This is a genomic window from Kribbella soli (assembly GCF_004331345.1).
GTDB lineage: Bacteria > Actinomycetota > Actinomycetes > Propionibacteriales > Kribbellaceae > Kribbella > Kribbella soli.
In genome coordinates, this window is record NZ_SJJZ01000001.1 from 2,758,952 (window position 1) to 2,781,302 (window position 22,351).

A 22,351-nucleotide genomic window follows, 5' to 3' on the forward strand; every position below is an offset into this window, starting at 1 on the left:
CCTCGCCCCCGGCGCGCCCTCGCCACACGTGCGCCAGCGGCCACCCGCGGGGCTGGCCGCTGCGCCTCGCCCCGCTCCGCCGCAGGCCGGTCGCATTTGCTGGGTAGGCCAGGCAAATTCGTGGGTGGGCCAGGCAAGTTGGGGGTTCGGTACCCGTTATCAGGGTGTGGAACCCGGCATTTCGCTGGCTTACCCAGCAAATGGGGGCGCGGGGCGGCGGGGTAGCCGCGCGGGTGGCCGCTGGCGCGGGGCGGGCCGGTGACGCGGGGCGGTGGCGGGGCCGGTGCAGGTTGGGCTCGGGGCGGTGGCGGAGGGGCCGGTGGAGGTTGGGGGCTCGGGGCGGTGCGGCGGGGCGGTGGAGGTTGGAGGCTCGGGGTGGTGGGGGTTGGGGGCTCGGGGTGGTGGGGGTTAGCGGCGGGCGATCAGCAGTTGGTGGGTGGCTGGCCAGTCGATGGGGTCGCCTTCGGGGGTGGTGATGGTGGCGACTGGGGCGATGCGGTTCGCGATGACCCAGTCGTTGCGCCAGGCGGTCGATGCGGGGTCGATGGTGAAGCCGGCGCGTTCGGCGACGGCGGACCAGCCGGCGAAGTTCAGGCCGCAGAACTGTTCGTGGGTCTCGCTCAGCCAGTTGTCGACGTAGTCCTTCCGAGTCAGGAAGTCCATCGCGTCGGCGAGCCGCAGCACCAGCCCGTCGGCGCGGACGTCGTACCCGAGCGGCACCTTCGCGTTCCGCCGGAAGTCGTGGGCGAACTGGAAGAACCGTGCGCGCGTGGACAGTTTGCCGACGTACGCCGCCGCGTCGTCGAGCGCCTCGAGCTCCACAACGCCGTCCGGGTTCTCGCCGTCGCTGTCGTCCAGCCGCAGTACGACGGGTCGGTCCGGCTCGTCGGGGCCGCAGACGTCGGAGTTGATCCAGACACCGTTCGGAGCCGTGTGCGCGTAGAGCGCGTCGGCGAACCGCTGGACAGTATCGGGACGCGAGCCGTCGGCGTACGACCAGATCTCGTGGGTGAGCGCGAGCGTGAGCGTGGTGTCGATCGACCGCGGCGGGAACACGGCGGAGCCGAGCATGTTGCGCTGGTAGAAGTAGACGTTCGGGTTGCTGAAGAGGCCTTGCTCCTTCTTGTGCTCGCATTCGGCGAACAGGTGCCGCGCGACCTCTACACCGATCAGGTCGGACTCGTGGAACCGCGGGTCCCGGTCGACGAGTTGCAGCGTGGCGCCGGTCGCGCAGCCGATGTCGAGGATCCGTCCGGGACGCACGAAGTCCTTGATCTGCAGCCATTTCCGGTCGGCGGCGGTCTCGAACGCGTCGGCGTACGTCTTGTAGTCGCGGGTCGTGGTCAGTCCGCCGTCGTCGCCGACCACCGGGTCGTTCACGCAGCGCGCGACGTGCGCGTCCAGGGCGTAGCGCTCGAACACATCCACGGTCGCCGGGTGCGCGAGCTCCTTCCACTGCTCGTTGCCTGCGGCAATCAGCAGCAGTACGTCCCACGGTCGCGCCGTACCGTCGGGCTCGACCCCGATCACGGAGTACCCGAGTTTCTCGTACAGCTTGCTCACCTCGGGCGTCGAGCACGCCACAACCGTGTTCTCCGGCGTCAACCGGACGAGATCGTCGGTCCCGGCCTCGATCGCCTTCACCGTCACCTCGGCGAACTCGTCGGTCGGCGGGGTGTCGACCACCCCGACCACCAGCGACCGGATCCCCTCGGCCACGCTGAACCGCTCGATCGCCGCCTCCCGCCGATCGAACGCCACCGGATTCCGCTTCGTGGTCCGATGATTCGCCGACGTCACCGCCCACACCACAGTCCGGTCCGCGAACTGCCGCAGAAAGTCCCCTTGAAACCGGGTCAGCACATGATGCCGCCCCGGAAACAGCAAGTACTCGGCCACAGCAGCCAACCCTTTCCTGCGTAGCATGCGTCAGACAGAACATGATCCTAGGGGGCTCGGTGACGCGCTGGCTGCTGGCGGCCGGATGCCTGGCGCTCGCCGGTTGTACGACGCAGACCGCCGACCCCATCCCGTCGCCGACGACCGCGGTCTTCACGCCGGTGCCCCGGGCCTCGACCACCCCGAAGCCACCGGCCAAGTTCCACTTCACCACCGAGCAGTTGGTCAACGCGCTGCCGGCGTCCTTCCAGGGGGCTCCGCTCAGCCAGTCTCGCAACGTCTATCCACCGCCTTCCAACTCGACGGTCCGATGGGATCCGCTGTCGAAGTGGAAGGTGTCGCCGGAGGTCTGCCGGAACGTCATCCGGTACCGGGGCATCCCCGGCCTCCCCGGCGACTTCGTCGACCCCAGCACGCCCTCGGCCGCGGTGGTCGCCACCGTGGGGCCGATCGCCGTCACCGAGAGCCAGCAAGTCAGTGTGGCTGTCGTAGAGCTGCCCCCCGCGCTCGGCGACCGGCTCATGGATCAGCGCCTACCGACTCCGCCCGAGTGCGCGCATGTCCTGCTCGACGGTCAGGAGCGTGCCTCGGTGGTCGAGCGTGCGCTTCCCGAATACGGCGTCCGGGCGCGGTACGTCGTCCGGACCTTCCCGGTCGGCGAGCAGACCGTCATCGAACGCTCGCTGCAGTACCGCACCGACCAGTACGTCGTAGCCGTCCGCCTCGACGCCTTCGACAACCCGGTGGCGGCGTTCCTCGCGTTCGCGGCGAAGACGCGCGACGGCTTGAAAACGCTGAGCTAGAGCAAATCCCAGGTGAGCGGGGTGCCGGCCTTGACGTCGGTGCGGAACGGGCGGCCCTCGACCTGCGTGAACAGGTCAGGAGCGAGGCCGCCGGCCGGGCGGATCGAGCGGACGTTTTCGAAGGTGATGAGGTCGCCGGCGCGGACGTCTTGGGTGACGAAGAGGGAGCGGCGGAAGCGGAGGACGTTCTGTTCTGCCTGCTTCGGGCCGATGACCGGCTCGCCTAGCGACAGTTGGGCGACCCGCGTGCTCTCGACGAGGAGTTCGAGCTCCCACGGCTCGAGCGAGAACGCCGAGTCGACACCACCGTCGACGCGCTTCAGCGTCACATGCTTCTCGATCACCGTCGCGCCGAGCGCGACCGCGGCCACGGCGGCGCCGATGCCCATCGTGTGATCGGACAGGCCGACCTGTACGCCGAGAGCGTCGCGAAGGACCGGGATCCCGCGCAGATTGGACTGCTCAGGCGGCGCGGGGTAACTCGCCGTACAGGACAGCACGATGATCTGCTCGTTGCCGGTGGAACGCGCGGCGCGGACCGCGGCGTCGATGTCGGTGAGCGTGGCCGACCCGGTGGAGATGATGATCGGTTTCCCGGTCTCCGCCATGCCCCGGACCAGCGGCAGGTCGCCGATCTCGTTCGACGCGACCTTGTACGCCGGTACGTCGAGCTTCTCCAGGAAGTCGATCGCGGTGCTGTCGAACGCGGACGAGAACGCGACCAGGCCGAGGGACTTCGCGAGCTCGAAGATCGGCTCGTGCCACGCCCATGGCGTGTGCGCCTCCCTGTACAGGTCGTAGAGCCGCGCCTCGCTCCACAGCTCGTGCTCCGCGGGCAGCCGGAACGCCGGCAGGTCGAGGTCGAGGGTCATCGTGTCCGCGGTGTAGGTCTGCAGCTTCAGCGCCTGCGCACCGGACTCGGCGACCGCGCGCACGATGTCCAGCGCCCGCTCAAGGTCGCCGTTGTGGTTCCCCGACATCTCCGCGATGACGAACGGCTGGTGGTCCGGTCCGACCGGCACGCCGCCGATCTCGATCGTGCTCATGCCATACCTCTTATCAACGCTGCCCCTGAGTTCTACGGTCCTGCTTACGCAAGCTGATCGGAATCACGGTGATCTCGCGGCCGCCGGCGTACAGCGTCTCCGGCGTACCCTCGGCGAACCGGAACCGCCGGTTCATCTGCCGGACCACGGTGTTGTGCTCGAGCACCTCGCCGGTGAGCACCTCGAGGCCGAGCTCGTCGAACGCGTACGCCGTGGCCTCGCGCATGATCTCGATCCACGCCGGCAGCGTCTCGCCGCGCTCCGCGAGCCCGTCGGCGTCGAGGAAGAACCCCCAGGCGCCCGACGAACCTTCGAGGTCGAAGAAGTTCACCACTCCGGCGATGCCGTCCCGCTCGTAGATCAGCACCCGCCGCGAGGGGTCGACCGAGATCTTCGCCCACCACGCCGCGTGCTCCTCGGCGGTGATCTCGTGGGAGGTGAGGCTGACGTCGCGGTTCGCCTGCTGATTCCGCAACCGCCGGATCGTGTCGACATCGTCTTCGGTCGCGGCGCGCAGCATGCTCCTAACCTAGCGTCTTCTCTTGAAGCACTTTGGTGTGTAAACATCTTTCGACTTCACCTTGAACTACGGTCGGAGAGTGACATGAGAGTCTGGCGAGCCATGGGTGTTCTGGGCGTGACAGCGGGGCTGTTGCTGAGTGGTCTGACAGGTACGGCGTCCGCAGTGCAGACGCCGGCCGATCAGCAGGCGTGTGCGCCGAACGCGTCCACCCCGCTCCGGCAGTTCCGCGCGACGTGGATCTCGTCGGTGGTGAACATCGACTGGCCGTCGAAGACCGGGCTGAGCGCCGCGCAGCAGCAGTCCGAGCTGGTCGGCTGGCTCGACGACGCGGTCCGGCAGCACCACAACGCGGTCATCCTCCAGGTCCGCCCGACCGCCGACGCCTTCTGGCCGTCCAAGGTCGAGCCCTGGTCGCAGTACCTGACCGGCAAGCAGGGCGGCGACCCCGGCTACGACCCGCTGGCTTTCGCGGTCGCCGAGGCGCACAAGCGCAACCTCGAGCTGCACGCCTGGTTCAACCCGTACCGGCTGTCGATGGGCACCGACATCAACGCGCTCATCCCGACGCACCCGGCGCGGCAGCACCCGGACTGGGTCGTCACGTACGGCGGGAAGCTCTACTACAACCCCGGTATCCCGGCGGCCCGCAAGCTGGTCGAGGACGCGATCATGGACGCGGTCTCGAACTACGACATCGACGGCGTGCACTTCGACGACTACTTCTACCCGTACCCGGTCGCCGGTCAGGTCTTCGACGACGCCGCGACGTACGCGCAGTACGGCGGCGGCTTCTCGAACATCGCCGACTGGCGGCGGAACAACATCGACCTGCTGATCCAGGAGCTCGGCGGGAAGATCCACGCGGCCAAGCCGTGGGTGAAGTTCGGGATCTCGCCGTTCGCCGTCTGGCGGAACAAGGCGACCGACCCGGAGGGCACCGACACCACGGCCGGCGTGCAGACGTACGACGACCTGGCGGCGGACACCCGGAAGTGGGTCCGCGACGAGTGGATCGACTACATCGTCCCGCAGGTCTACTGGGCCGGTGGGTTCGCGCCGGCGGACTACAACAAGATCGTGCCGTGGTGGGCGGAGCAGGTCCGCGGTACGCACGTCCACCTCTACATCGGCGAGGCGACGTACAAGGTCGGTACGTCGACGCAGTCGCCGGACTGGTCGGACCCGGCCGAGCTGAGCGACCACCTGGCGTTCGACAGCGCGATCCCCGAGGTGAAGGGCAACATCTTCTTCTCCGCGAAGGACGTCCGTGCGGACCGGCTCGGCGCCACCACGCTGCTCAACAACACCTGGTACACGCGGCCGGCGCTGATCCCGGCGATGCCTGCCCTCGACTCGCGGGCGCCCCTCCCGGTGCACGCCGTCCACGCGTCGCGGACGAGTGACGGCGTACAGGTCAAGTGGTCCAGGACGTCGAAGGACAGCACGTCGTACGCGATCTACCGCCGGGAGCTCCGCGGCGGAGACCACTGCCCCGACAACGACGCCCGCAACCTGGTCGCCACGGTCCGCTCCACTGGCGCGGCCCAGTCCTACACGGACACCACAGCAACGCCCGGTACGGCGTACATCTACTCCGTGACCGCGCTGGACCGGCTCGCCAACCAGAGCATCGCTATCCCTGCAGTCATCCTGCGCTGAGCCGCTACGGGCTCTTGGGTCCCGGCGTGGTGGCGATCTGCGTCGGGACCGGGGTGGTGGGGAACGTCGGAGTGGTGGAGGTCGGTAGCGGGCCGGTGGGGAACGGCTGGGTCGGCTGGGTTTGGCCTGGCAACTGCGTGCCGGTCGGGAAGCTGGACGTGCTCGACGGTGTCCCTGGCGTCGCGGACGGGAATCCTGGGGTCTGAGTGGGGGACCCGGGGGTCTGCGTCGGGAAGCCTGAGGTTGGTGTGCCTGTGGGAGACGGCGTCCTCGTCGGGAACGGGTTCTCCGGAGGCGGCGGGTAGATCTGGTAGACCCGGACGGTTCCCAGCTGGAAGCGGAGTTCGGTCAGTTTGTCCAGGTTCTTCGGCGGGGCGCTGACGCGCTCGTCGAGCAGCAGCCATTGGACGCCGTACGTCGTTCGCAGCGTCTCGATCAGCTGGCGGTTCGGGTTGCTGAACACCTCGTCGTTCAGCCGCAGCTCCTCCTGGTTCCAGTACGGTCCCTGCACGCCCGCGGGGTAGGTGTCGTCGACGCGCGCGCGGTAGGCCCAGCCCTCCACGAGGACGCGGCGTTCGGCGTACCCGGAGATCCAGTACGAACCCGTCTGGCAGTGTGACGCCCGCGCCTGGTGGCAGTGGACGTTCGTGGCGATCCGGTCGTTCGAGCCCGAGTTCCGCCGGATGAAGCGCGCCGCCTCGATCCCGCCCGGTGCGATCGACGCGTACGCCGTCAGCGGCGGGCTCGCGAACCGCCGTACGGACGCCACCGTCGGCGACACCGTCGTACCGACCAGCACCGCCACCGCGATCACAGCCCAGGTACGCCGGGAACCGCGCAGGACCAGCCCGAATACGCCGATCCCGAGCAGTGCGATCACGAGCGCGACCGTGAGGCCCTGCCCGAAGCAGTTGGCCGTCGTACACGACCTCGGTGACCGGTAGCGGCCCCAGTAGATCGCGGCGACGCCGATAGCGATCGCGATTCCGGCGATCCAGTACTGCCGGCGCTCCAGCGAACCCAGCCCCCAGGTCGCGAGCAGTACGCCGAACACGAACCCGGTCCGCACGAAGAACAGTTGGGTGTCCCCACGATCGGCCAGCAACGACGCGCCCAGCACCGCCGCCACGATCCCGAACACCAGGAACACCACCATCGGATCCCGGGCCACCCGCCGCTTGATCAGCAACGCGCCGACCACCGGCATGACCCACCCGACGACGACCACGACCGCGATCACGGTGACCGCGGATCCACCACCCATCCGATCCGCGAGACTCTCGAACGTCGCGCCCGGATCGAACCGCACACTCGACGCAGCGCCCCGCAGTACGAAGAAGAACGTCAACGTGTAGGCCGCCGCAACGCCGATGCCGAGCACCAGCGCACGCAGGTTCAGCCGGCCCGCGCGGACCGTCAGATAGATCCAGGCGGCCGCCAGCCCCGTCGCGTACACAGGCAGGGTCGTCGCCTTCGTCAACGCCAACGCGGCAATCAGCACCCCCGCCGCGACAAAGAGCCGAAACAACTGACCCCGCGTCGTACCTGCCCGCCGTCGCAACAGCAACGCCGTCACCGCGATCAACGGCAACAGCAGCACCGTCGAGAACGCCTGCGGCGGATTCGTCAGCCCACCGAGCGAGAACGGCCCGTCCGCGAACACCCGGTCCGACATGGCCCACGGCCAAGCGACCAGGTCGCCTCCGGCCACGACGAGCCCGGCAGCGATCGGAGCAGCAACCGCACGACCGGTCAGCAGCATCCCGACCGCGGCCGCACCCAGCACGGTCAGCAGGATCCAGGCGAACGGCACCATCCGATGCGTCAGTACGTCGAGCGGCACGCTGGTGATCCAGTGCGTGGACGCGATGTGGTCGTACGCCGCCCAGTGGCTCGTCAGCCACCCGCCATCGGCGTACGGAATCTTCGGCGGGAAGTGGTGCGTGATCTCGCCGGCCAGCGCGAGATTGTGCGGTGTGTCCGAGTTCGGCCGCAGCGCGTCCGATCCGTCGAGCGGGACGAGCTGCGAGCCGACCCGGACGAACCACGCCGCCGCGACCCCGACCGCGACCATCGCGCCGGCCATCGACCACCACGGCGTCGGCCGCTCCGGGAGTTTGCGACGCGGCAGCGCCCGCCACATTCCGAGCGCCAACGCCGGCATCAGCAGAGCCGCGAACGGCATCTCGAACAGCATCCCGAGCGGGTAGAGCAGTGCCTCGACGGCCAGTCCGAACGCCGTACCCAGGATCACGTCCGCCGACAGCCAGCCGACACCGCCGGTCAGCCGCCGCCAGAACATCGTGCCCGGTACGACGATCACGATCAGCAGATAGGCGAGGTACGCGGCCGGCATCCACGGCGGGTGCTCCTGCAGCGCCACGAACCAGGCCAACGGCAGCACAGGCAAGCTCACCAAGGCCGCGGTCCGCTTGCCGCGCCCGGCCGCACGCCGCTTCCCCGGTCTGATCACCGGGGAAGTCTATGGGGCGGACGAGACCGGATCGGGGCCGGTGAGCCGTTTACCAACAGGGAGATCACGTTTACACTCTGTAATCTCCCAGCCCCCGCAGTGTTCGGGAGGTCCGATGGTCGTGCAGCACATCGCCGGCCTGCCGGTGGAGGAGGTCCTGCTGGCGGCACTCGCCGCCGCGGGCCCGGTGATCGCCCTGATCGGCTGGGAGATCACCAGCCGGATCAAACGGTTGAAGGACCGCTGGCACTCACCAACGTCCGGCGAGGACGCGCCGTCGGGCGCGGCTGAGCGTGGCGGGTCCGCGGTGCAGACGGTTGGTGAGGGCGGGACGTCCGGCGCTAGGCTGCGGGACTATGAGTTCGGTGGATCGGAGTCGGGTCAGGGAGTTGATGGGTGAGGTGATGACGGCCCAGGGCCGGGCATTGCCGGCCGAGGACACGGCGGACCTGCGCGAGATCGGGTTCCGATCGCTGGACTTCTCCGAGCTGGCCCTCCGGGTGGAGGACGAACTCGGCGACGAGCTGAACTTCGATGCCCCTGGGCTGCGCCGGATCGCGACGGTCGGCGACGTACTGGATTTCATCGAGCAACTCCAGTCGGCGTGACGGCCCCGATGGCCGGCCGGCGCCGCACCACCGCGCTGATCGGCGACGACAACACCGTCGTCGTCGCAGGTAAGCGCCTGACCTGGCGGACGCTGCGCAAACTGCCGCAACTGCCGTCGCCCGCAGCCGTCCTGGTCGACAACGGCGCCGACGCGCTCGCCGCCCTGCGCCACCATGCTGTGCACGGCACCGAGTTGCTGGTCGCCACCGAGTCCCGCGTCGACGAGCGCATGCGGGAGGAGCTGGGCGAGTCCGGTTTCGCGATCGTCCTGCCCGATGGGGCAGTCACTCTCCCGCGGCTGAAGCGCGTGGAGGAGTCAGGCCGGGCCTGGCTGCTCACTTCCGGCTCCACCGGCCGCCCGAAGCGCATCGGCCACACCCTGGAGTCCCTGACGACCGTCACCGCCGACCAACCCCCGCGCACTTGGCTGTTGCCGTACTCGCCCGGGACCTACGCCTGGTGGCAGGTCGTCACGCTCTCACTGACCCAGGCCGATCAGGGCCTGGTCGTGATCGAGCCGCACGAGCTCGAGGACTGGCCGAAGATCGCGACCGAGCACGGCGTCACGGCAGCCTCGGGTACGCCGACCTTCTGGCGGCAGGCCATCTACCGGGACGCCGACGCGCTCGCCGGCGTACCGCTGGAGCAGATCACGCTCGGCGGCGAGCCCGTCGACCAGGCGATCCTCGACCAGCTCCGGGAGATCTTCCCGACGACGCGGATCTCCTGGATCTACGCGTCCTCCGAGGTCGGCGCCTCGATCGTGGTGCACGACGGCAAGGCCGGGTTCCCCCGGACCTGGCTGGACCGCGACCCGCACCCGGAGCGCCCGGTCCTGAGCGTCGACGGCGACGAGCTCGTCATCCGCTCGCCGCACCACGGCGCCGGCCAGATCGGCGCGGTCCACACCGGCGACCGGATCGAGTACGACGGGGATCGCGTGCTGATCACCGGCCGCCTGGACACCGACGAGATCAACGTCGGCGGGTCCAAGGTCTCGGCCGGCGTGGTTCGCAACGTGCTGATGGGGCACCCGGGCGTGTCCTGGGCGCGGGTCTTCGCCCGCAAGGCGCCGCTGGTCGGCCGGATGGTCGCGGCCGAGGTCGTCCCGAACCGGTCGCTCGGCCCGATCACGGACGCCGACCTGGTCCAGTGGTGTTCGACCCGGTTGCCGGACTACGGCGTACCGCGACGGATCAAGTTCCTCGACCAGATCCCGCAGAAGGAAACCCTGAAGAGCGATGTCTGAAGCCCCCAGTGTCGTCCCGCCGGCCTCGGTCGTGCTGGTGTCGGGCGGTTCCCGCGGTCTCGGCCTGGCGATCGTCACCGACCTGCTCGCGGCCGGTCTCAAGGTCGCCGCGTTCGCCCGTACCGTCACACCGGAGCTGACCGCGCTCGGCGAGAAGTTCCCGGACCACCTGCACTACGGCTCCGTCGACGTCAACGATGCTGCGGCCGGGCAGGCGTTCGTCAAGGCGGTCGAGAGCACGCTCGGCCCGATCGATGCCTTGGTCAACAATGCGGCGATCGGCCAGGACTCGTTGCACGTCCACACCTCGGCCGACCACCTGGCCGAGATCATCCGGACGAACCTGACGTCGCCGCTGATCCTCACCCGCTTCGTGCTGCGCCGGATGCTGGCGAAGGGCCTGAAGGGCCGGATCGTGAACATCACCTCGATCTGCGCGCAGCGCGGCTATCCCGGCCTGGTCGCGTACTCGGCCACCAAGGGCGGGATGGACGCGGCCACCCGTTCACTGGCTCGTGAACTCGGCGGCCGCATCCTCGCCAACGCGGTCGCACCGGGGTTCTTCGCCTCGGAGATGTCCGCGGTTCTCGGCCAGACCCAGCTCGACCAGATCGTCCGCCGCACGCCGACCGGTCACCTGACCGAGCCGGAGGACGTGCTTCCGGTCGTCCGCATGCTCCTGCTGGAGAACACGAACCTCAACGGCCAGGTGCTGGTCGTGGACGGCGCTGCTTCGATCTAGGGCCTGATGTTCTGGTTCCGGCGGAACACGTTGTCCGGGTCGTACTTCCGCTTGATCTCCAGGAGCTTTGCGTACTTGTCGCCGTACGCCGCCTGGATCCGGGCCGCGTCGGGTTCGGCCATGCCGTTCACGTAGCTGCCGATGTTGACCATGTGCGGCCGCAGGGCGTCCCAGAACGTCCGCACCCACGTACGCTCCGCCTCCAGCGCCTCGAGGACCGGCGTCGTCGCGATCACGAACATCGCGTAGCGCTCGGAGCGCTGCCCGCTGAACGCGGTCGCGTCGTCTGCGGTCTCGAGGTAGCCATGGTCGAGGTGGTAGAAGAGCGAGACCGACAGCGGCGACGTCTTCCGTGGGAAGTGCTCCATGATCACGTCGATCGCCTCGTCGGTCAGCGCCTCGAGGTACGTGCCCTTCTCGTAGTGGTACGCCCCCCACGCGTTCGGCTCGTCGAGCAGTTGCTGCACCGCGACGTACGGCATCGGCGTCGAGAACTCGAACAGCGGCGGCATCGTGCTGCGCAACCGTTCCATCGCCTCGGCGTGCTGCTCGGGCGGCCCGAACCCCACAACCACCAGGGCGTATCCGAGCTTGAAGTGGTGCTCCTCCGGGACGAACGGCGCCGGCGGCGCGTTCAGGCAGGCGATCATCACGTTGACTTCGCGCGGCAGCGCCGGGATCACCTCGCGGGCGGCCCGGAACAGTTCGCCGCCCTGCTCCGCGCCCCAGAACGCGATGCCGTAGTTCACGATCGGCCCGGCCGGGTGCAACCGGAACTCGAACTCGGTGACCACGCCGAAGTTGCCGCCTCCGCCGCGGACGGCCCAGAACAGGTCCGCGTTCTCGTCCGCCGCCGCGCGCCGGAGGCTGCCGTCCGCGGTGACGATCTGGACCGACTCCAGGTTGTCGATGCTGAGCCCGTGCAGCCGGGTCAGCAGACCCATGCCGCCGCCGAGCGTCAGCCCGCCGACACCCGTGTGGCTGACGATGCCGGCCGGTACGGCGAGACCGTACTCCTGCGTCGCGGCGTCGAGATCCCCGAGCTGCGCACCACCGGCGGCGCGGGCCCGGCGGGCCTCGGGATCCACCGACACCTGGTTGAGCAGGCTCAAATCGATCATCAGGCCGTCGTCCACCGACGACAGCCCGGCCATGCTGTGCGCGCCGCCGCGGACAGCGACCTCCAAGCCTTCGGCGACCGCATAGCGGACGGCGGCCTGCACATCCGCGGCCGACCGTGGCCGCACGATCACCGCCGGATGCCGGTCGTGCTCGGCGTTCCAGAGCCGCCGTGCCTCGTCGTACCCGTCCTCGCCCGGCCGGAGTGCCAGCCCCTCCAGGGCCGCGCGTAACGCGTCGAATCCGGTTTCCGCAAGCTGAGTCATTGCTTCCCCTCCCCGATGTGGTGTCTCCAGTCAGCCTCCAGAGGCAAGGGTTTGTCCACAAGGGAACGGATTCCCGTTTGGGCGGGAACTTCGGTGGGTGTCAGACTCGACGGCGTGAGTGACCAGGAAATCCTGCGGTTGTTACCGATCACGGCCGCGGTCGTTGCCGTGCGCGACGATCGCGCGGACGCGCACCTGGCCCAGCTGGGTGCGTACGACGAGCGCGACCAGGCGCAGGTGGATCGTTGCGTGCAGGCGTTCCTCACCGGTCTGCTCCGCACCGCCTGGGAGCGCGGCTGGGCGCCGATCGACGTGGTCCAGCACGGCCGCCGCACGCTGGATGCCGGCGTCGAGCCGTTGCTGCTGGCTGCGATCTCGGCCGAACACCGCGGGTACCGGCCCGCCACGATCGACTCTCGCTGGCTCGGCCAACTGACAGATCTCGGCGTGCCGCAGCCCTTCACCGAGTTGAGCCTGACCGCCTGGGCGGCCGGTGCCCGCGTCGGCCGCTACCTCACGCTGCATCACGCCCTGTCCCTGGCAGGCTTCCTCCAGACCCTGCCGGTCCTGGCTCGGCTCTATCCGCTACCCGGTACGACGGTCCGCCGTACGCAGCCCGCCGTACCGGCGAACGGGAAGATGCTCGCGCGGATCCGCGGCCTGCTGGCGAAGGCGGAGGCGACCGAGTTCCCGGATGAGGCGGAAGCGCTGTCCGGTAAGGCGCAGGAGCTGATGGCGAAGTTCTCCTTGGACAGTGCGTTGGTGGAGGCGGAGGTGGAGATCCCGGACGATTCCGCTGGCCGCCGGTTGTGGGTCGAGACGCCGTATGTCTCGGCCAAGGCGCAGTTGGTCGGCGCGGTGGCGGCGGCGAATCGGTGCCGCACCGTCGTGATCGACGAACTGGCCGTCGTCACCATCGTCGGCGCCGAGGTGGACCTGCAGCACACCGAGATCCTCAGCACCTCCCTGCTGGTGCAGGCGAACCGCGCGATGCTTGCTGCAGGCAAACACATCGGCCATCGGGGCGAGTCCCGGACGCGATCGTTCCGGCAGTCGTTCCTGATGGCCTACGCGCAGCGGATCGGCGAGCGCTTGGAGCAGACCGCGGCGGCGACCCAGGCCGCCGTACCCGAAGCGGCTGCGGACCGTCTCCTGCCGGTGCTCGCCAAGCGGGAGGAGCAGGTCGACGCGCTGTTCGCCCAGCTGTTCCCGAACACGACCACCCGGCGGACCCGGATCACCAACGGCGCGGGGTGGAACGCGGGCGTGACCGCTGCCGACCAGGCCCAGCTCGAGGCCCGCCGGCAGGTACGCCGGTGAGGATCGAGGAGACCGGAATCCCCGGCGTACTGCGGATCCAGCTGGAGGTGCAGCCGAACGACGACGGATGGTTCAAGGAGAACTTCCATCACGGGAAGCTGGCCGAGCTCGGGATGGAGGTTGTGCAGCACAACGTCGCGTACTTCGAAGCGGCCGGCATCGTCCGCGGGATCCACGCCGAGCCCTGGGACAAGTACCTGTCGCCGTCGTCCGGACGGGTGTTCGCCGCGATCGTCGACCTCCGCTCCGGTGACGGCTTCGGCCAGGTGGAGACGTTCGAGCTCGGTACGTCGGACGCGCTCTACGTGCCCCGTGGTGTCGGGAACTCGTTCTGCACGCTGACGTCGCACACGACCTACAACTTCCTGGTGAACGAGCACTGGTCGCCGGAGCGGGTGGCCGTGGACCTGTTCGATCCGGAGCTGGCGATCGCGTGGCCGCTCGAGCAGCTCAAGTACACCGAGCGCGACGCCGGGAACCCTTCGCTGGAAGAGCTCAGGAGGCAGCGGGCCTGAGCCCGCAGAGCACGATGTCGAGCAGGCGGTGGGCCTGCTCGGGCGCGATGTCGCGGCCCATGTTGATCCCGCCGACGAGCCGCAGGACGTCCATCAGCTCCAGATCGGCCCGAACCTCGCCGGCCGCCTTCGCCTTGTCCAGCAGAAGATGTCCGGCCTCCTGCACGTTCGCCTTGCAGATCTGGAAGAACGGCGATTCCTTGCCCAGCTCAACGGTCAGTTCACTGGCCAGGCTGCCCTTGGACAGTCCGTACCCGAGGAAGCTGCGCAGCCACGCCGCCAGCGCGTCGAACGGCGCCAGCTCCCGGTCGAAGTCGTACGCACGGTCGCAGACGGACTGGATCTCCTCCACGTAAACGGCCTCGAGCAGTGCGGTCCGGCTGGGGAACCGGCGGTACAGCGTGCCGATGCCGACGCCGGCCCGGCGGGCGATCTCCTCGAGTGAAGTGTCGGTGCCGTGCTTGGCGAACGTCTCCCGGGCGGCCGTCACCAGGCGGTCGTAGTTCCGGGCCGCGTCCGCACGGGTCGGACGTGCGCACGGCAAGGGTTGTGGCGCCATCCAGCCTCCTCGCAGATCCGCCAAACATATCGCTTGCAAAGCGGAGGATGCCTCCGTATCGTATCCGGAGGAGCGCTCCGCTTTCTGTCTCAACTGTAGCCCCTCTGGGGTAAGGAGCAATATGTCGGCAACATCCGCGGCGCCGGCCGGCGCCACCTCGGGCACGCCTGCGCGGCGGCCGGGGATCGTGCTCGCGGTCATCCTGGTCACCCAGTTGATGGTGATCCTCGACGCGACCGTCGTGAACATCGCAATGCCTCACATCCAGCAGGCCCTGCACTTCAGCCCGTCCAGCCTGTCGTGGGTGCAGAACGCCTACGCGCTCGCGTTCGGCGGCCTGCTCCTGCTCGGCGCCCGTGCCGGTGACCTGCTCGGTCGCCGCCGGGTGTTCCTCACCGGCGTCAGCGTCTTCACGCTCGCCTCGTTGCTCGGAGGCCTCGCGCCGAGCGCCGAATTACTGCTCGCCGCCCGCGTTCTGCAAGGCATCGGCGGTGCGATCGCGGCGCCGGCGGCCCTGACGCTGCTGATGCTCACGTACCGCGAAGGTCCCGAGCGGATGAAGGCACTCGGCTACTACAGCCTGATCTCGTCCGGCGGCGGCAGCGTCGGCCTGGTGCTCGGGGGCATGCTGACCGACTGGGCGTCGTGGCGCTGGGGCCTGTTCATCAACGTGCCCATCGGTGTGGCGCTGATCCTGACGGCCCGCCAGGTGCTGACCGAGACCGAGCCTGAGACCGGCCGGTTCGACGTGGCCGGGGCGGTCACCTCGACCCTCGGAATCACGTCGCTCGTCTACGGCTTCATCCGGGTGGCAGAGAAGGGCTGGACCGCCACCGAGGTCCTGGTGGCGTTCGCCGCGGGCGTGGTGCTGCTGGTCTCGTTCGTGCTGATCGAGCGCCGCGTCAGCCACCCGATCGTGCCACTGCGGCTGTTCCGGTCGGCGACCCGGACGGCGTCGTACCTGACCATGCTGCTGATCGTCGGGACGATGTTCGGGATGTTCTTCTTCCTCACGCAGTACCTGCAGGGAGTGCTCGGGCTCAAGCCGTTCGCAGCGGGCCTGGCGTTCCTGCCACTGACGGGTCTGCTCTTCGCCCAGTCGCGAGTGGTGCCGAAGCTGATTGCCCGGATCGACGGCGCGAAACTGATGCTGGCCGGCTCGACACTGGTCACGCTCGGGACGATCTGGCTGACTCGGCTGGACTCGCACAGCACCTACCTGCACGACGTCGTCGGTCCGCTGCTGCTGTTCGGCGCGGGCGCCGGGATGATCTTCATCCCGCTCGTCGGCCGGGCCATCTCGGGCGTCGCACCGGAGGACTCAGGTGCCGCGTCCGGCATGCTGAACGTGGTCCAGCAGGTCGGCGGCGCGCTCGGCCTGGGCATCCTGGTCACGATCTTCGGTACGGCGAGCCGCAACTCGACGTCGACGATCCCCCGGGAGGTGCTGGTCGACGGCGTCCACGCCGCGTTCGTCGGATCGCTGGTCTACGCGGCGGTGAGCCTGGCGATGATCGTGTTCACGGTCCAGCCGTGGAAGTGGTTCCGCGGCAAGCCCGAGCTCGTCGAGACCCCGGTCGTCGTGGACTCACACGTCTGACGGGATGGGCAGCGCGTAGCTGGTGAACTTGTTGTGAGTGGTGAAACCGAGGTTCTCGTACAGGCCGAGCGCACCGGTCGGGTTGTCGGCGTCGACGCCGAGCGCAGCCCGCTGGTATCCGGCCTGTGCGGCCTCGGCCAGCACCTTCGCGATCGCTCCGCGGGCCAGACCGCGGCCGCGGTACGCGCGCCGCGTGCCGACCTGGCCGATGTACAGCTCCCGGACCCCGGTCGCTTCGGTGTCCGCCTCCCACTCGTAGCCGTTGACGTACGCCGCGACGGTCTCACCGTCCAGCACCAGGTATGACTGCGCGCCACGGAACGCCCGCGATCCGACGTTCCGGGATCGCCAGACCGCCGGGTCCGGCGGCGCCCAGCCCCAGTGGTCGGAGAAGGCCTCGAAGTGGGCCAGCCGCAAAGCTTCCTCGTACGACGGGTCGTACGACGTCAGCCGCAGTCCGTCGGCGATCGACGCTTCGGGCACCGGCTGGTCGAGCGGCCGCCGCATGTCGAAGAAGAACCGCTCGGCCTTGAAGTCCAGGCTCTCCAGCAGGCTGATCGCGCTGACGTTGTTACTGGCCGCGCCGACGCCGACCTGGCCGGGAAAGTCTGGGTGGGTGGCGGCGTGCAGTTCGCCGGCGCGCTTGATCAGCCAGCGCATCAGCGTCGTACCCAGGCCGCGCCGGCGCCACTCCGGATCGATGGTGCCCCCGACGTGCACCCGGTCGACGTCCACCACGGACGGCGAGACGTGAACCATGCCGTAGCCGATCATCCGGCCGTCGGCCCACAGGCTGATGGTGTCCTGGGCGAGGTTGAAGTTCGGGCGGTCCAGCTGCTCGGCGAGATCCTCCGCGCTGAAGTGCTCGCCCTCCTGGTCGACCTTCTCCGCGGCAGCCGTCAACACCGCCCACGCCTCGACGTCGGCCTTCTCCATCGGACGCGCTTCGATCCCCTCCGGCCAGCTCATGCGTCGAAGGTACGACGTTCGCGCCGTGACGGCACGTCAATTAGTCAGTTGCTCGGCCAGCCAGCGCACCGCCATCGGGTAGCGGTACTCGATGCCGCCATGGGTGCCCTCGAACAGCTCGAAGTGGATCCGCTCGTCCGCGAGGCCGGTTTCCCGCGCAGCGCGGTGGAACGCGGTCGCGCCGAGATCCAGGTAGTACTCGTCCTGTCTGCCCGCGTCGATCCACACCGCGCGCAGCGATCGCAGCGCGTCGGCGTACTGCGGCTCCTTCACCATCTCGACCGGGTCGCGGGACAGCCAGCGCGTCCAGATCTCCGGGACGATCGCGCCGAGGTCGTCGAACGGCAGCAGTACGGTGCCGTCGGGCTCAGCGGAGTACGCCGACGCGTAGCCGTACATCTCCAGCAGGTGCAGGTCCTCGTTGGTGGTCCGACCGGTCTTCGTCGCGAGCACCTCGAAGTACTTCTCGTAGCTGCCGTCGTACTTGTCCCGCAGCGTCCGCGCACGCTCCGGGAACTCCGGCCGGTAGCAGACGTCGAAGAGCGCGTCCCCGGCGTGCGTTGCGAGTGCCCCGAACACGTCGGGACGCAGCAGCGGCGTCACCATCGCGGTGTAGCCACCGCTCGACTTGCCGGTGACCGCCCGGTGATCGCGGTCCGGGATGGTCCGGTACGTCGCATCGACCCACGGCACGATCTCGTCGCACAGATACGACTGGTACTGCCCCGTCCCGGGGGAGTCGAGGCACTGGCTGCCGCCGTACTTCGTCCATGAGTCGACGAACACCACGACGGCCCGCGGCACGCTCTCGTCCTGGAACATCGCGTCCAGCAACTCCGGGTACGGCTGCCGGAACGGGACCCGGTTGAACCACATACCGACGTGGCCGGTGTAGCCCATCGTCACGTAGATCGACGGGTACCGGTCGGCGGAGTTGTCAGGGTCGTCGTACCCCGGCGGCAGGTACACCAGCACCGGCCGCTCGTGCGGATCGCCGAGCGGGTTCCCGCGGAGCAACTCACTCGTGTACGTCGTCTGGTCCAGACGTCCCTTGAACTCGGCCGACCACGGCAGCATTGGTCCTCCAGTCATTCACATTGCATCAGGGGCCCCGATCCCCACCAGGCCGAGTCCATCCTGCAACACCTTCCGTGTCGCTGTGCAGAGGGCGATCCGGCTTGCTCTGGTCGCGCCCTCACTGCTCAGCACCGGGCACTGCTCGTAGAAGGTGGAGAGCGCGGACGCGACGTCGTACAGGTAGGTGCAGAGTCTGTGCGGCTGGAGCGTCTGCGCGACCTGCTCGACGGTCGCGGCGAAGCCGGTGAGGAGGAGGGCCAGCCGTTGCTCGGCCGGGTCCTCCAGAGTGGTGACTTCGCCTGCTGACGTGCCGGCCTTGGCGAGCAGCCGGGTGAGCCGGGCGTGCGCGTACTGGAGGTACGGTCCGGTGTTGCCGGTCATCGCGACCATCCGGTCCAGGTCGAACACGTAGTCGTTACCCCGGTCGCTCGACAGGTCGGCGTACTTGACCGCACCGATCCCTACCGCACGAGCGGTCGCGGCCCGGTCGACGCCCTCCCGGCCGGCCAGCAGCCCGTCGGCCCGGGCGACCGCGCTCTCCAGCAGGTCCACGAGCTTGACGGTGCCGCCCTCCCTTGTTTTGAAGGGCTTTCCGTTCGGCCCGAGCACGGTGCCGAACGAGACGTGTTCCGCCGGCACGCTCCCCGGCAGCCAGCCGGCGGTCCGCGCGAGCGTGAAGATCATGTCGAAGTGCAAGGCCTGCCGGTGGTCCACGACGTACACGATCCGGTCCGCGTGCAACGTGCTCACCCGATGCCGTACGGCGGCAAGGTCGGTTGCGCTGTACCCGAATCCACCGTCGGACTTCCGCACGATCACCGGCAGCGGATCGCCGTCGCGACCGAGGAATCCTGGGAGGAAGGCGCACATCGCCCCGGCGGACTCGGTCAGCAGACCTTGCTGTTCGAGCTCGGCCACGACCCGCGGCAGGTCGTCGTTGTACGCGCTCTCGCCGACGACGTCCGTCCGCTCGAGGTTGCTGCCGAGCAAGGCGTACACCTTGTCGAAGTCGTCCAGCGACACGTCGACCATGTGCCGCCACATCGCCCGCGTCTCCGGATCGCCCGACTGCAACGCGACGACCCGCAGCCGAGCCTTGTCCGCAAAGGTGCCGTCGGCATCGAAATGCTTCCGGCTCCGCTCGTAGAGATTCTGCAATCCCTCCAGATCAAGGGATTCCGCGGAGATCCCTTCCTCGAGCAGCTGCTCGATCATCATCCCGTACTGCGTTCCCCAGTCGCCGACGTGATTTTGCCGGACCACGTCGTACCCGGCGAACCGGAGCACGTTGCACAACGCGTCGCCGATCACCGTCGACCGGAGATGGCCGACGTGCATCTGCTTCGCGACGTTGGGCTGCGAGTAGTCGACGACGACGCGCTGACCGTTGCTGCTAAAGGTTTCCGGCTCGTTGACCGCCTTCGCCAGGGTCTCCGGCAGCAAGGTCAGATTGATGAACCCCGGTCCGGCGATCTCTGGTGTCTGGCACAGGTCCTCGACCTGCAACAAGGCGACCAGGCGCGCGGCGACGTCCCGCGGCGATCGGCCGAGGGCGTTGCCGATCCGGAGCGCGAGATTGCTCTGGTAGTGGCCGAACTCGGGCTTCGTGCTCGACCGCAGCTCGGGATCGTACGACGTACCGAAGGCGGCCGCTGCGGCAGCGGACAGTCTGGTGGACAGGACAGGCAGAACTGCGGACATGACGTGGTCCTTCAACAGTGTTGTTCAGATTGGCGCGACTGGAACAGGCTGAGGTGTTCAGACAGTGCGTCGTCGTCGCAGGCTGAAGCGCACGCGCCGGGCGTGGACAGGCTTCAGGCTGATCGACATGTCAGCCATTATGCACGAAGTACGCCGACGGTGCCGGTGACCGTTCGGCCGGCGGCGCGATCGCCGGTACGTCGGTCTCGCCCAGGAACACCCGCCGTACGACGCGTTCTGCCGCGCGCCCGTCGTCGAACTCGCAGAACTTCTCGCGGTACAGGTGCCGGTGCTTGGCCGCCTCGGGCGCCGCGAACGTGCCGTTCCGGAGCGCGGCGAACAGCTCCTCGGCGGACCGTGCCACCACGCCGGGCGGGAACTCGGCGACATCGAAGTACGTGCTACGCCGGCTGTTCTGGTCGAGGTGCAGCAGGATCGGCCGGTCGAGGTTGGCGTAGTCGAAGGTGATCGACGAGTAGTCGGTGATCAGTACGTCGGCCGCGAGCATCAGGTCCTCGATCCGCGGATCCTGCGACGCGACCAGGACGCGGGCGTGCTCGCCTGCTGCGGCTGCCAGCTGGTCAAGGTCGACCCGGTCGGGAAGCGTCGGCGCGTACAGGATCACCAGGTGCGAGTCGTCGTACCCGAGCCCGGCCCGGATCGCCCGGACCTCGTCGAGCGTCGCCGTCAGCAGCCGGTCGTTGCGCGGGTAGCCGTACTCGAGCTCCTCGTAGTACGCGGGGTAGGTGCGCTCCCAGATCTCCGACGAGTACCGGTTCGAGGACAGGTTGAAGTCCCAGCGGTCGACCTCGTGCATCACCTCGTCCTTGCCCTCGTCCGGGAAGGTCACGGTCTTGAGCGGCGTACCGTGCTGGGTCTGCAGATGGATCTGGCCCTCGCGCTTGTCCAGGTTCTTCGGCCAGTTCATGTTGCTGACGAAGTACGTCGCCTTGCCGAGCAGCTTCTCGTACGCCGGGGAGTCCGCGACGACGTACTCGATGCCCTCCGGGATCGCGCCGACGTGCTCGTTGTCGACGACCCAGACCCCGCGCAGGTGCGGCGCCAGTTCGGCCGCCTTCTCGTAGATCGCGCGCGGGTTGCAGGCGTACTGCTTGAACCAGTAGGCGGCGTACGCGACCAGGTTCGGTTCGAGCTTGCTGCGCCGCAGCAGCTTGCCGACCGTCTTGCGCGGACGCGGGACGTGCAGCATCCGCGCGCTCAGCTTGAGCGTGGAGTAGGTCGCGTAGTCGTCGTGGATCAGCAGCCAGCGCTTGAACCCGCGAGCGGTCCGGTCGGCGCCGTACCCCTCCGGCTTCCAGCGCTTGGCGAAGGCGTGCGCCGCGTGGAAGAACTCGGCCCGGTCGTCGGTGTCGATCCGCTCGGGCCTGGCGAGTACGGCGAGGATGTGGTCCAGCGACCGGTCGAACGCGAACCGGCGCCAGCCGGCCAGCTCCGGGTCGGACTGGATGAACGCGTGCACGCGGTCGTACTGGTCGAAGATGTCCCACTGCCGGCGGCCGCTGGTGGCGTGGATGTTGCCGCCGGTCCGGTGCTGCCGGTAGTGCACGACGACCCGGTCCAGGGTGGCGATCCGCTCCGCGGTCAGCATCGTCGAGTAGGTCCAGGGCGCGTCCTCGTAGAAGCCGCTCGTGAACGCGAATCCGTGCCGGGTGAGGAACTGGCGGCGGTATGCCTTGTTCCAGACGACCTCCAGGAAGGTCAGGAAGATCGGCCGCTCGGCCGCCGTGAACACCCCGGCGCCCTCGCGCGCGAACGCGTCGTGCCGCTGGCTGCCGAGCACCCGGCCGTCCCAGAAGACTCGCTCGTAGTCGAAGAGCACGAGGTCCGGCTGACCCCGGTGTGTCGTCGTGGCGTCGATCCGGCCCGCGATCGCCTCCAGCGAGCCCGGCGAGTAGACGTCGTCAGCGTCCAGGAACAGCACGTACTCGCCGCGGCACTCCTTCAGGCCGGCGTTCCGGGCCAGCCCGAGGCCGACGTTCTCGTCCAGGTGCAGCGCCCGGACCCGCGCGTCCGCGGCGGCGTACTCGTCCAGGATCCGGCCGGAGCCGTCCGGGTCCGCGTCGTCCACCCCGATCACCTCGAAGTCGGTGAACGACTGCCCGAGCACCGAGTCCAGACACGGCCGCAGCCACGCCCGCGAGGCATGGCAGGGGACCACGATGCTGAACCTGGGGACGGTGCCGAGCGCCATGCCTAGTCAT

The 22,351-nt window shown here is 68.8% G+C and carries 19 protein-coding genes; 9 read left to right on the forward strand and 10 right to left on the reverse strand.

Translation table 11 applies throughout. From position 1 onward, the window contains the following. Window positions 1-408 precede the first annotated feature (408 nt). The gene (locus tag E0H45_RS13860; protein ID WP_238154954.1) at window positions 409-1,899 is read right to left on the reverse strand and encodes a class I SAM-dependent methyltransferase; all 1,491 of its coding nucleotides are present in this window, start codon (window positions 1,897-1,899) and stop codon (window positions 409-411) included. Between the two features lie 59 nt (window positions 1,900-1,958). On the opposite strand from E0H45_RS13860, the gene E0H45_RS13865 reads away from it, so the two are divergent. After that, window positions 1,959-2,702 (forward strand): hypothetical protein, encoded by a 744-nt coding sequence (locus E0H45_RS13865; protein ID WP_131337518.1) that lies wholly within the window; start codon window positions 1,959-1,961, stop codon window positions 2,700-2,702. Here the strand turns inward: E0H45_RS13865 and pseI are convergent. Further along, window positions 2,699-3,748: a pseudaminic acid synthase gene (pseI, locus tag E0H45_RS13870; RefSeq protein WP_131337519.1), complete on the reverse strand. Its 1,050-nt coding sequence runs from the start codon at window positions 3,746-3,748 to the stop codon at window positions 2,699-2,701. The two genes, E0H45_RS13865 and pseI, sit on opposite strands and share 4 nt — an antisense overlap. Before the next feature lie 13 nt (window positions 3,749-3,761). Continuing rightward, window positions 3,762-4,268, reverse strand: coding sequence for a GNAT family N-acetyltransferase (locus E0H45_RS13875; protein WP_131337520.1), 507 nt, complete (start codon window positions 4,266-4,268; stop codon window positions 3,762-3,764). An 84-nt stretch (window positions 4,269-4,352) separates the two neighbouring features. On the opposite strand from E0H45_RS13875, the gene E0H45_RS13880 reads away from it, so the two are divergent. Continuing rightward, a complete protein-coding gene (locus tag E0H45_RS13880) occupies window positions 4,353-5,930 on the forward strand; it encodes a glycoside hydrolase family 10-like protein (RefSeq protein WP_131337521.1) in 1,578 nt (525 codons plus the stop codon). A 4-nt stretch (window positions 5,931-5,934) separates the two neighbouring features. On the opposite strand, the gene E0H45_RS42460 is transcribed toward E0H45_RS13880, so the two are convergent. Further along, window positions 5,935-8,403, reverse strand: a complete 2,469-nt coding sequence (locus tag E0H45_RS42460; protein WP_202872280.1) for a DUF2339 domain-containing protein — start codon at window positions 8,401-8,403, stop codon at window positions 5,935-5,937. Window positions 8,404-8,518: 115 nt separating this feature from the next. Between E0H45_RS42460 and E0H45_RS13890 the strand changes: the two genes are divergently transcribed. Genes E0H45_RS13890 through E0H45_RS13905 form a run of 4 tightly spaced genes read left to right on the forward strand, consistent with a single transcriptional unit; the run spans window position 8,519 to window position 11,003 of the window. Continuing rightward, complete coding sequence (locus E0H45_RS13890) at window positions 8,519-8,803, forward strand: hypothetical protein (protein WP_131337522.1); 285 nt, start codon at window positions 8,519-8,521, stop codon at window positions 8,801-8,803. Further along, window positions 8,796-9,011: an acyl carrier protein gene (locus tag E0H45_RS13895; protein WP_238154955.1), complete on the forward strand. Its 216-nt coding sequence runs from the start codon at window positions 8,796-8,798 to the stop codon at window positions 9,009-9,011. Before E0H45_RS13890 ends, E0H45_RS13895 begins: the two co-directional genes overlap by 8 nt. Next, complete coding sequence (locus E0H45_RS13900) at window positions 9,008-10,261, forward strand: AMP-binding protein (RefSeq protein WP_238154956.1); 1,254 nt, start codon at window positions 9,008-9,010, stop codon at window positions 10,259-10,261. Before E0H45_RS13895 ends, E0H45_RS13900 begins: the two co-directional genes overlap by 4 nt. After that, complete coding sequence (locus E0H45_RS13905) at window positions 10,254-11,003, forward strand: SDR family NAD(P)-dependent oxidoreductase (protein ID WP_131337523.1); 750 nt, start codon at window positions 10,254-10,256, stop codon at window positions 11,001-11,003. The genes E0H45_RS13900 and E0H45_RS13905 overlap by 8 nt, the downstream gene beginning before the upstream one ends. Here E0H45_RS13905 and E0H45_RS13910 read toward each other — a convergent pair. After that, window positions 11,000-12,388: an FAD-binding oxidoreductase gene (locus tag E0H45_RS13910; RefSeq protein WP_131337524.1), complete on the reverse strand. Its 1,389-nt coding sequence runs from the start codon at window positions 12,386-12,388 to the stop codon at window positions 11,000-11,002. The two genes, E0H45_RS13905 and E0H45_RS13910, sit on opposite strands and share 4 nt — an antisense overlap. Window positions 12,389-12,502: 114 nt before the next feature. On the opposite strand from E0H45_RS13910, the gene E0H45_RS13915 reads away from it, so the two are divergent. Together E0H45_RS13915 and E0H45_RS13920 are read left to right on the forward strand one after the other, a co-directional pair. Then, window positions 12,503-13,708, forward strand: coding sequence for a DUF2786 domain-containing protein (locus tag E0H45_RS13915; protein WP_238154957.1), 1,206 nt, complete (start codon window positions 12,503-12,505; stop codon window positions 13,706-13,708). Beyond that, window positions 13,705-14,223 (forward strand): dTDP-4-dehydrorhamnose 3,5-epimerase family protein, encoded by a 519-nt coding sequence (locus E0H45_RS13920; RefSeq protein ID WP_131337526.1) that lies wholly within the window; start codon window positions 13,705-13,707, stop codon window positions 14,221-14,223. Before E0H45_RS13915 ends, E0H45_RS13920 begins: the two co-directional genes overlap by 4 nt. Here the strand turns inward: E0H45_RS13920 and E0H45_RS13925 are convergent. Continuing rightward, complete coding sequence (locus tag E0H45_RS13925; protein WP_131337527.1) at window positions 14,204-14,782, reverse strand: TetR/AcrR family transcriptional regulator; 579 nt, start codon at window positions 14,780-14,782, stop codon at window positions 14,204-14,206. The two genes, E0H45_RS13920 and E0H45_RS13925, sit on opposite strands and share 20 nt — an antisense overlap. Window positions 14,783-14,903: 121 nt before the next feature. Here E0H45_RS13925 and E0H45_RS13930 point away from each other — a divergent pair, with 121 nt between their 5' ends. Beyond that, window positions 14,904-16,382, forward strand: a complete 1,479-nt coding sequence (locus tag E0H45_RS13930; protein ID WP_131337528.1) for an MFS transporter — start codon at window positions 14,904-14,906, stop codon at window positions 16,380-16,382. On the opposite strand, the gene E0H45_RS13935 is transcribed toward E0H45_RS13930, so the two are convergent. The 4 genes from E0H45_RS13935 to E0H45_RS13950 all read right to left on the reverse strand — a co-directional run bounded on the left by E0H45_RS13935 (window position 16,371) and on the right by E0H45_RS13950 (window position 22,341). Next, window positions 16,371-17,351 (reverse strand): GNAT family N-acetyltransferase, encoded by a 981-nt coding sequence (locus E0H45_RS13935; RefSeq protein ID WP_131337529.1) that lies wholly within the window; start codon window positions 17,349-17,351, stop codon window positions 16,371-16,373. The two genes, E0H45_RS13930 and E0H45_RS13935, sit on opposite strands and share 12 nt — an antisense overlap. Window positions 17,352-17,387: 36 nt before the next feature. Then, a complete protein-coding gene (locus E0H45_RS13940; RefSeq protein WP_238154958.1) occupies window positions 17,388-18,443 on the reverse strand; it encodes an alpha/beta hydrolase-fold protein in 1,056 nt (351 codons plus the stop codon). Further along, window positions 18,444-20,117, reverse strand: a complete 1,674-nt coding sequence (argS, locus tag E0H45_RS13945) for an arginine--tRNA ligase (RefSeq protein ID WP_131337803.1) — start codon at window positions 20,115-20,117, stop codon at window positions 18,444-18,446. A 142-nt stretch (window positions 20,118-20,259) separates the two neighbouring features. Further along, a complete protein-coding gene (locus E0H45_RS13950; RefSeq protein ID WP_131337530.1) occupies window positions 20,260-22,341 on the reverse strand; it encodes a bifunctional glycosyltransferase/CDP-glycerol:glycerophosphate glycerophosphotransferase in 2,082 nt (693 codons plus the stop codon). Window positions 22,342-22,351 lie beyond the last annotated feature (10 nt).

Coding starts and splice junctions, on each gene's coding strand:
- E0H45_RS13880 (WP_131337521.1), top strand. CDS start 4,353: ATGAGAGTCTGGCGAGCCATGGGTGTTCTGGGCGTGACAGCGGGGCTG.
- E0H45_RS13905 (WP_131337523.1), top strand. CDS start 10,254: ATGTCTGAAGCCCCCAGTGTCGTCCCGCCGGCCTCGGTCGTGCTGGTG.
- E0H45_RS13940 (WP_238154958.1), bottom strand. CDS start 18,443: ATGACTGGAGGACCAATGCTGCCGTGGTCGGCCGAGTTCAAGGGACGT.
- E0H45_RS13950 (WP_131337530.1), bottom strand. CDS start 22,341: ATGGCGCTCGGCACCGTCCCCAGGTTCAGCATCGTGGTCCCCTGCCAT.
- E0H45_RS13890 (WP_131337522.1), top strand. CDS start 8,519: ATGGTCGTGCAGCACATCGCCGGCCTGCCGGTGGAGGAGGTCCTGCTG.
- E0H45_RS13895 (WP_238154955.1), top strand. CDS start 8,796: ATGGGTGAGGTGATGACGGCCCAGGGCCGGGCATTGCCGGCCGAGGAC.
- E0H45_RS13925 (WP_131337527.1), bottom strand. CDS start 14,782: ATGGCGCCACAACCCTTGCCGTGCGCACGTCCGACCCGTGCGGACGCG.
- E0H45_RS13935 (WP_131337529.1), bottom strand. CDS start 17,351: ATGAGCTGGCCGGAGGGGATCGAAGCGCGTCCGATGGAGAAGGCCGAC.
- E0H45_RS13910 (WP_131337524.1), bottom strand. CDS start 12,388: ATGACTCAGCTTGCGGAAACCGGATTCGACGCGTTACGCGCGGCCCTG.
- E0H45_RS13930 (WP_131337528.1), top strand. CDS start 14,904: ATGTCGGCAACATCCGCGGCGCCGGCCGGCGCCACCTCGGGCACGCCT.
- E0H45_RS13875 (WP_131337520.1), bottom strand. CDS start 4,268: ATGCTGCGCGCCGCGACCGAAGACGATGTCGACACGATCCGGCGGTTG.
- pseI (WP_131337519.1), bottom strand. CDS start 3,748: ATGAGCACGATCGAGATCGGCGGCGTGCCGGTCGGACCGGACCACCAG.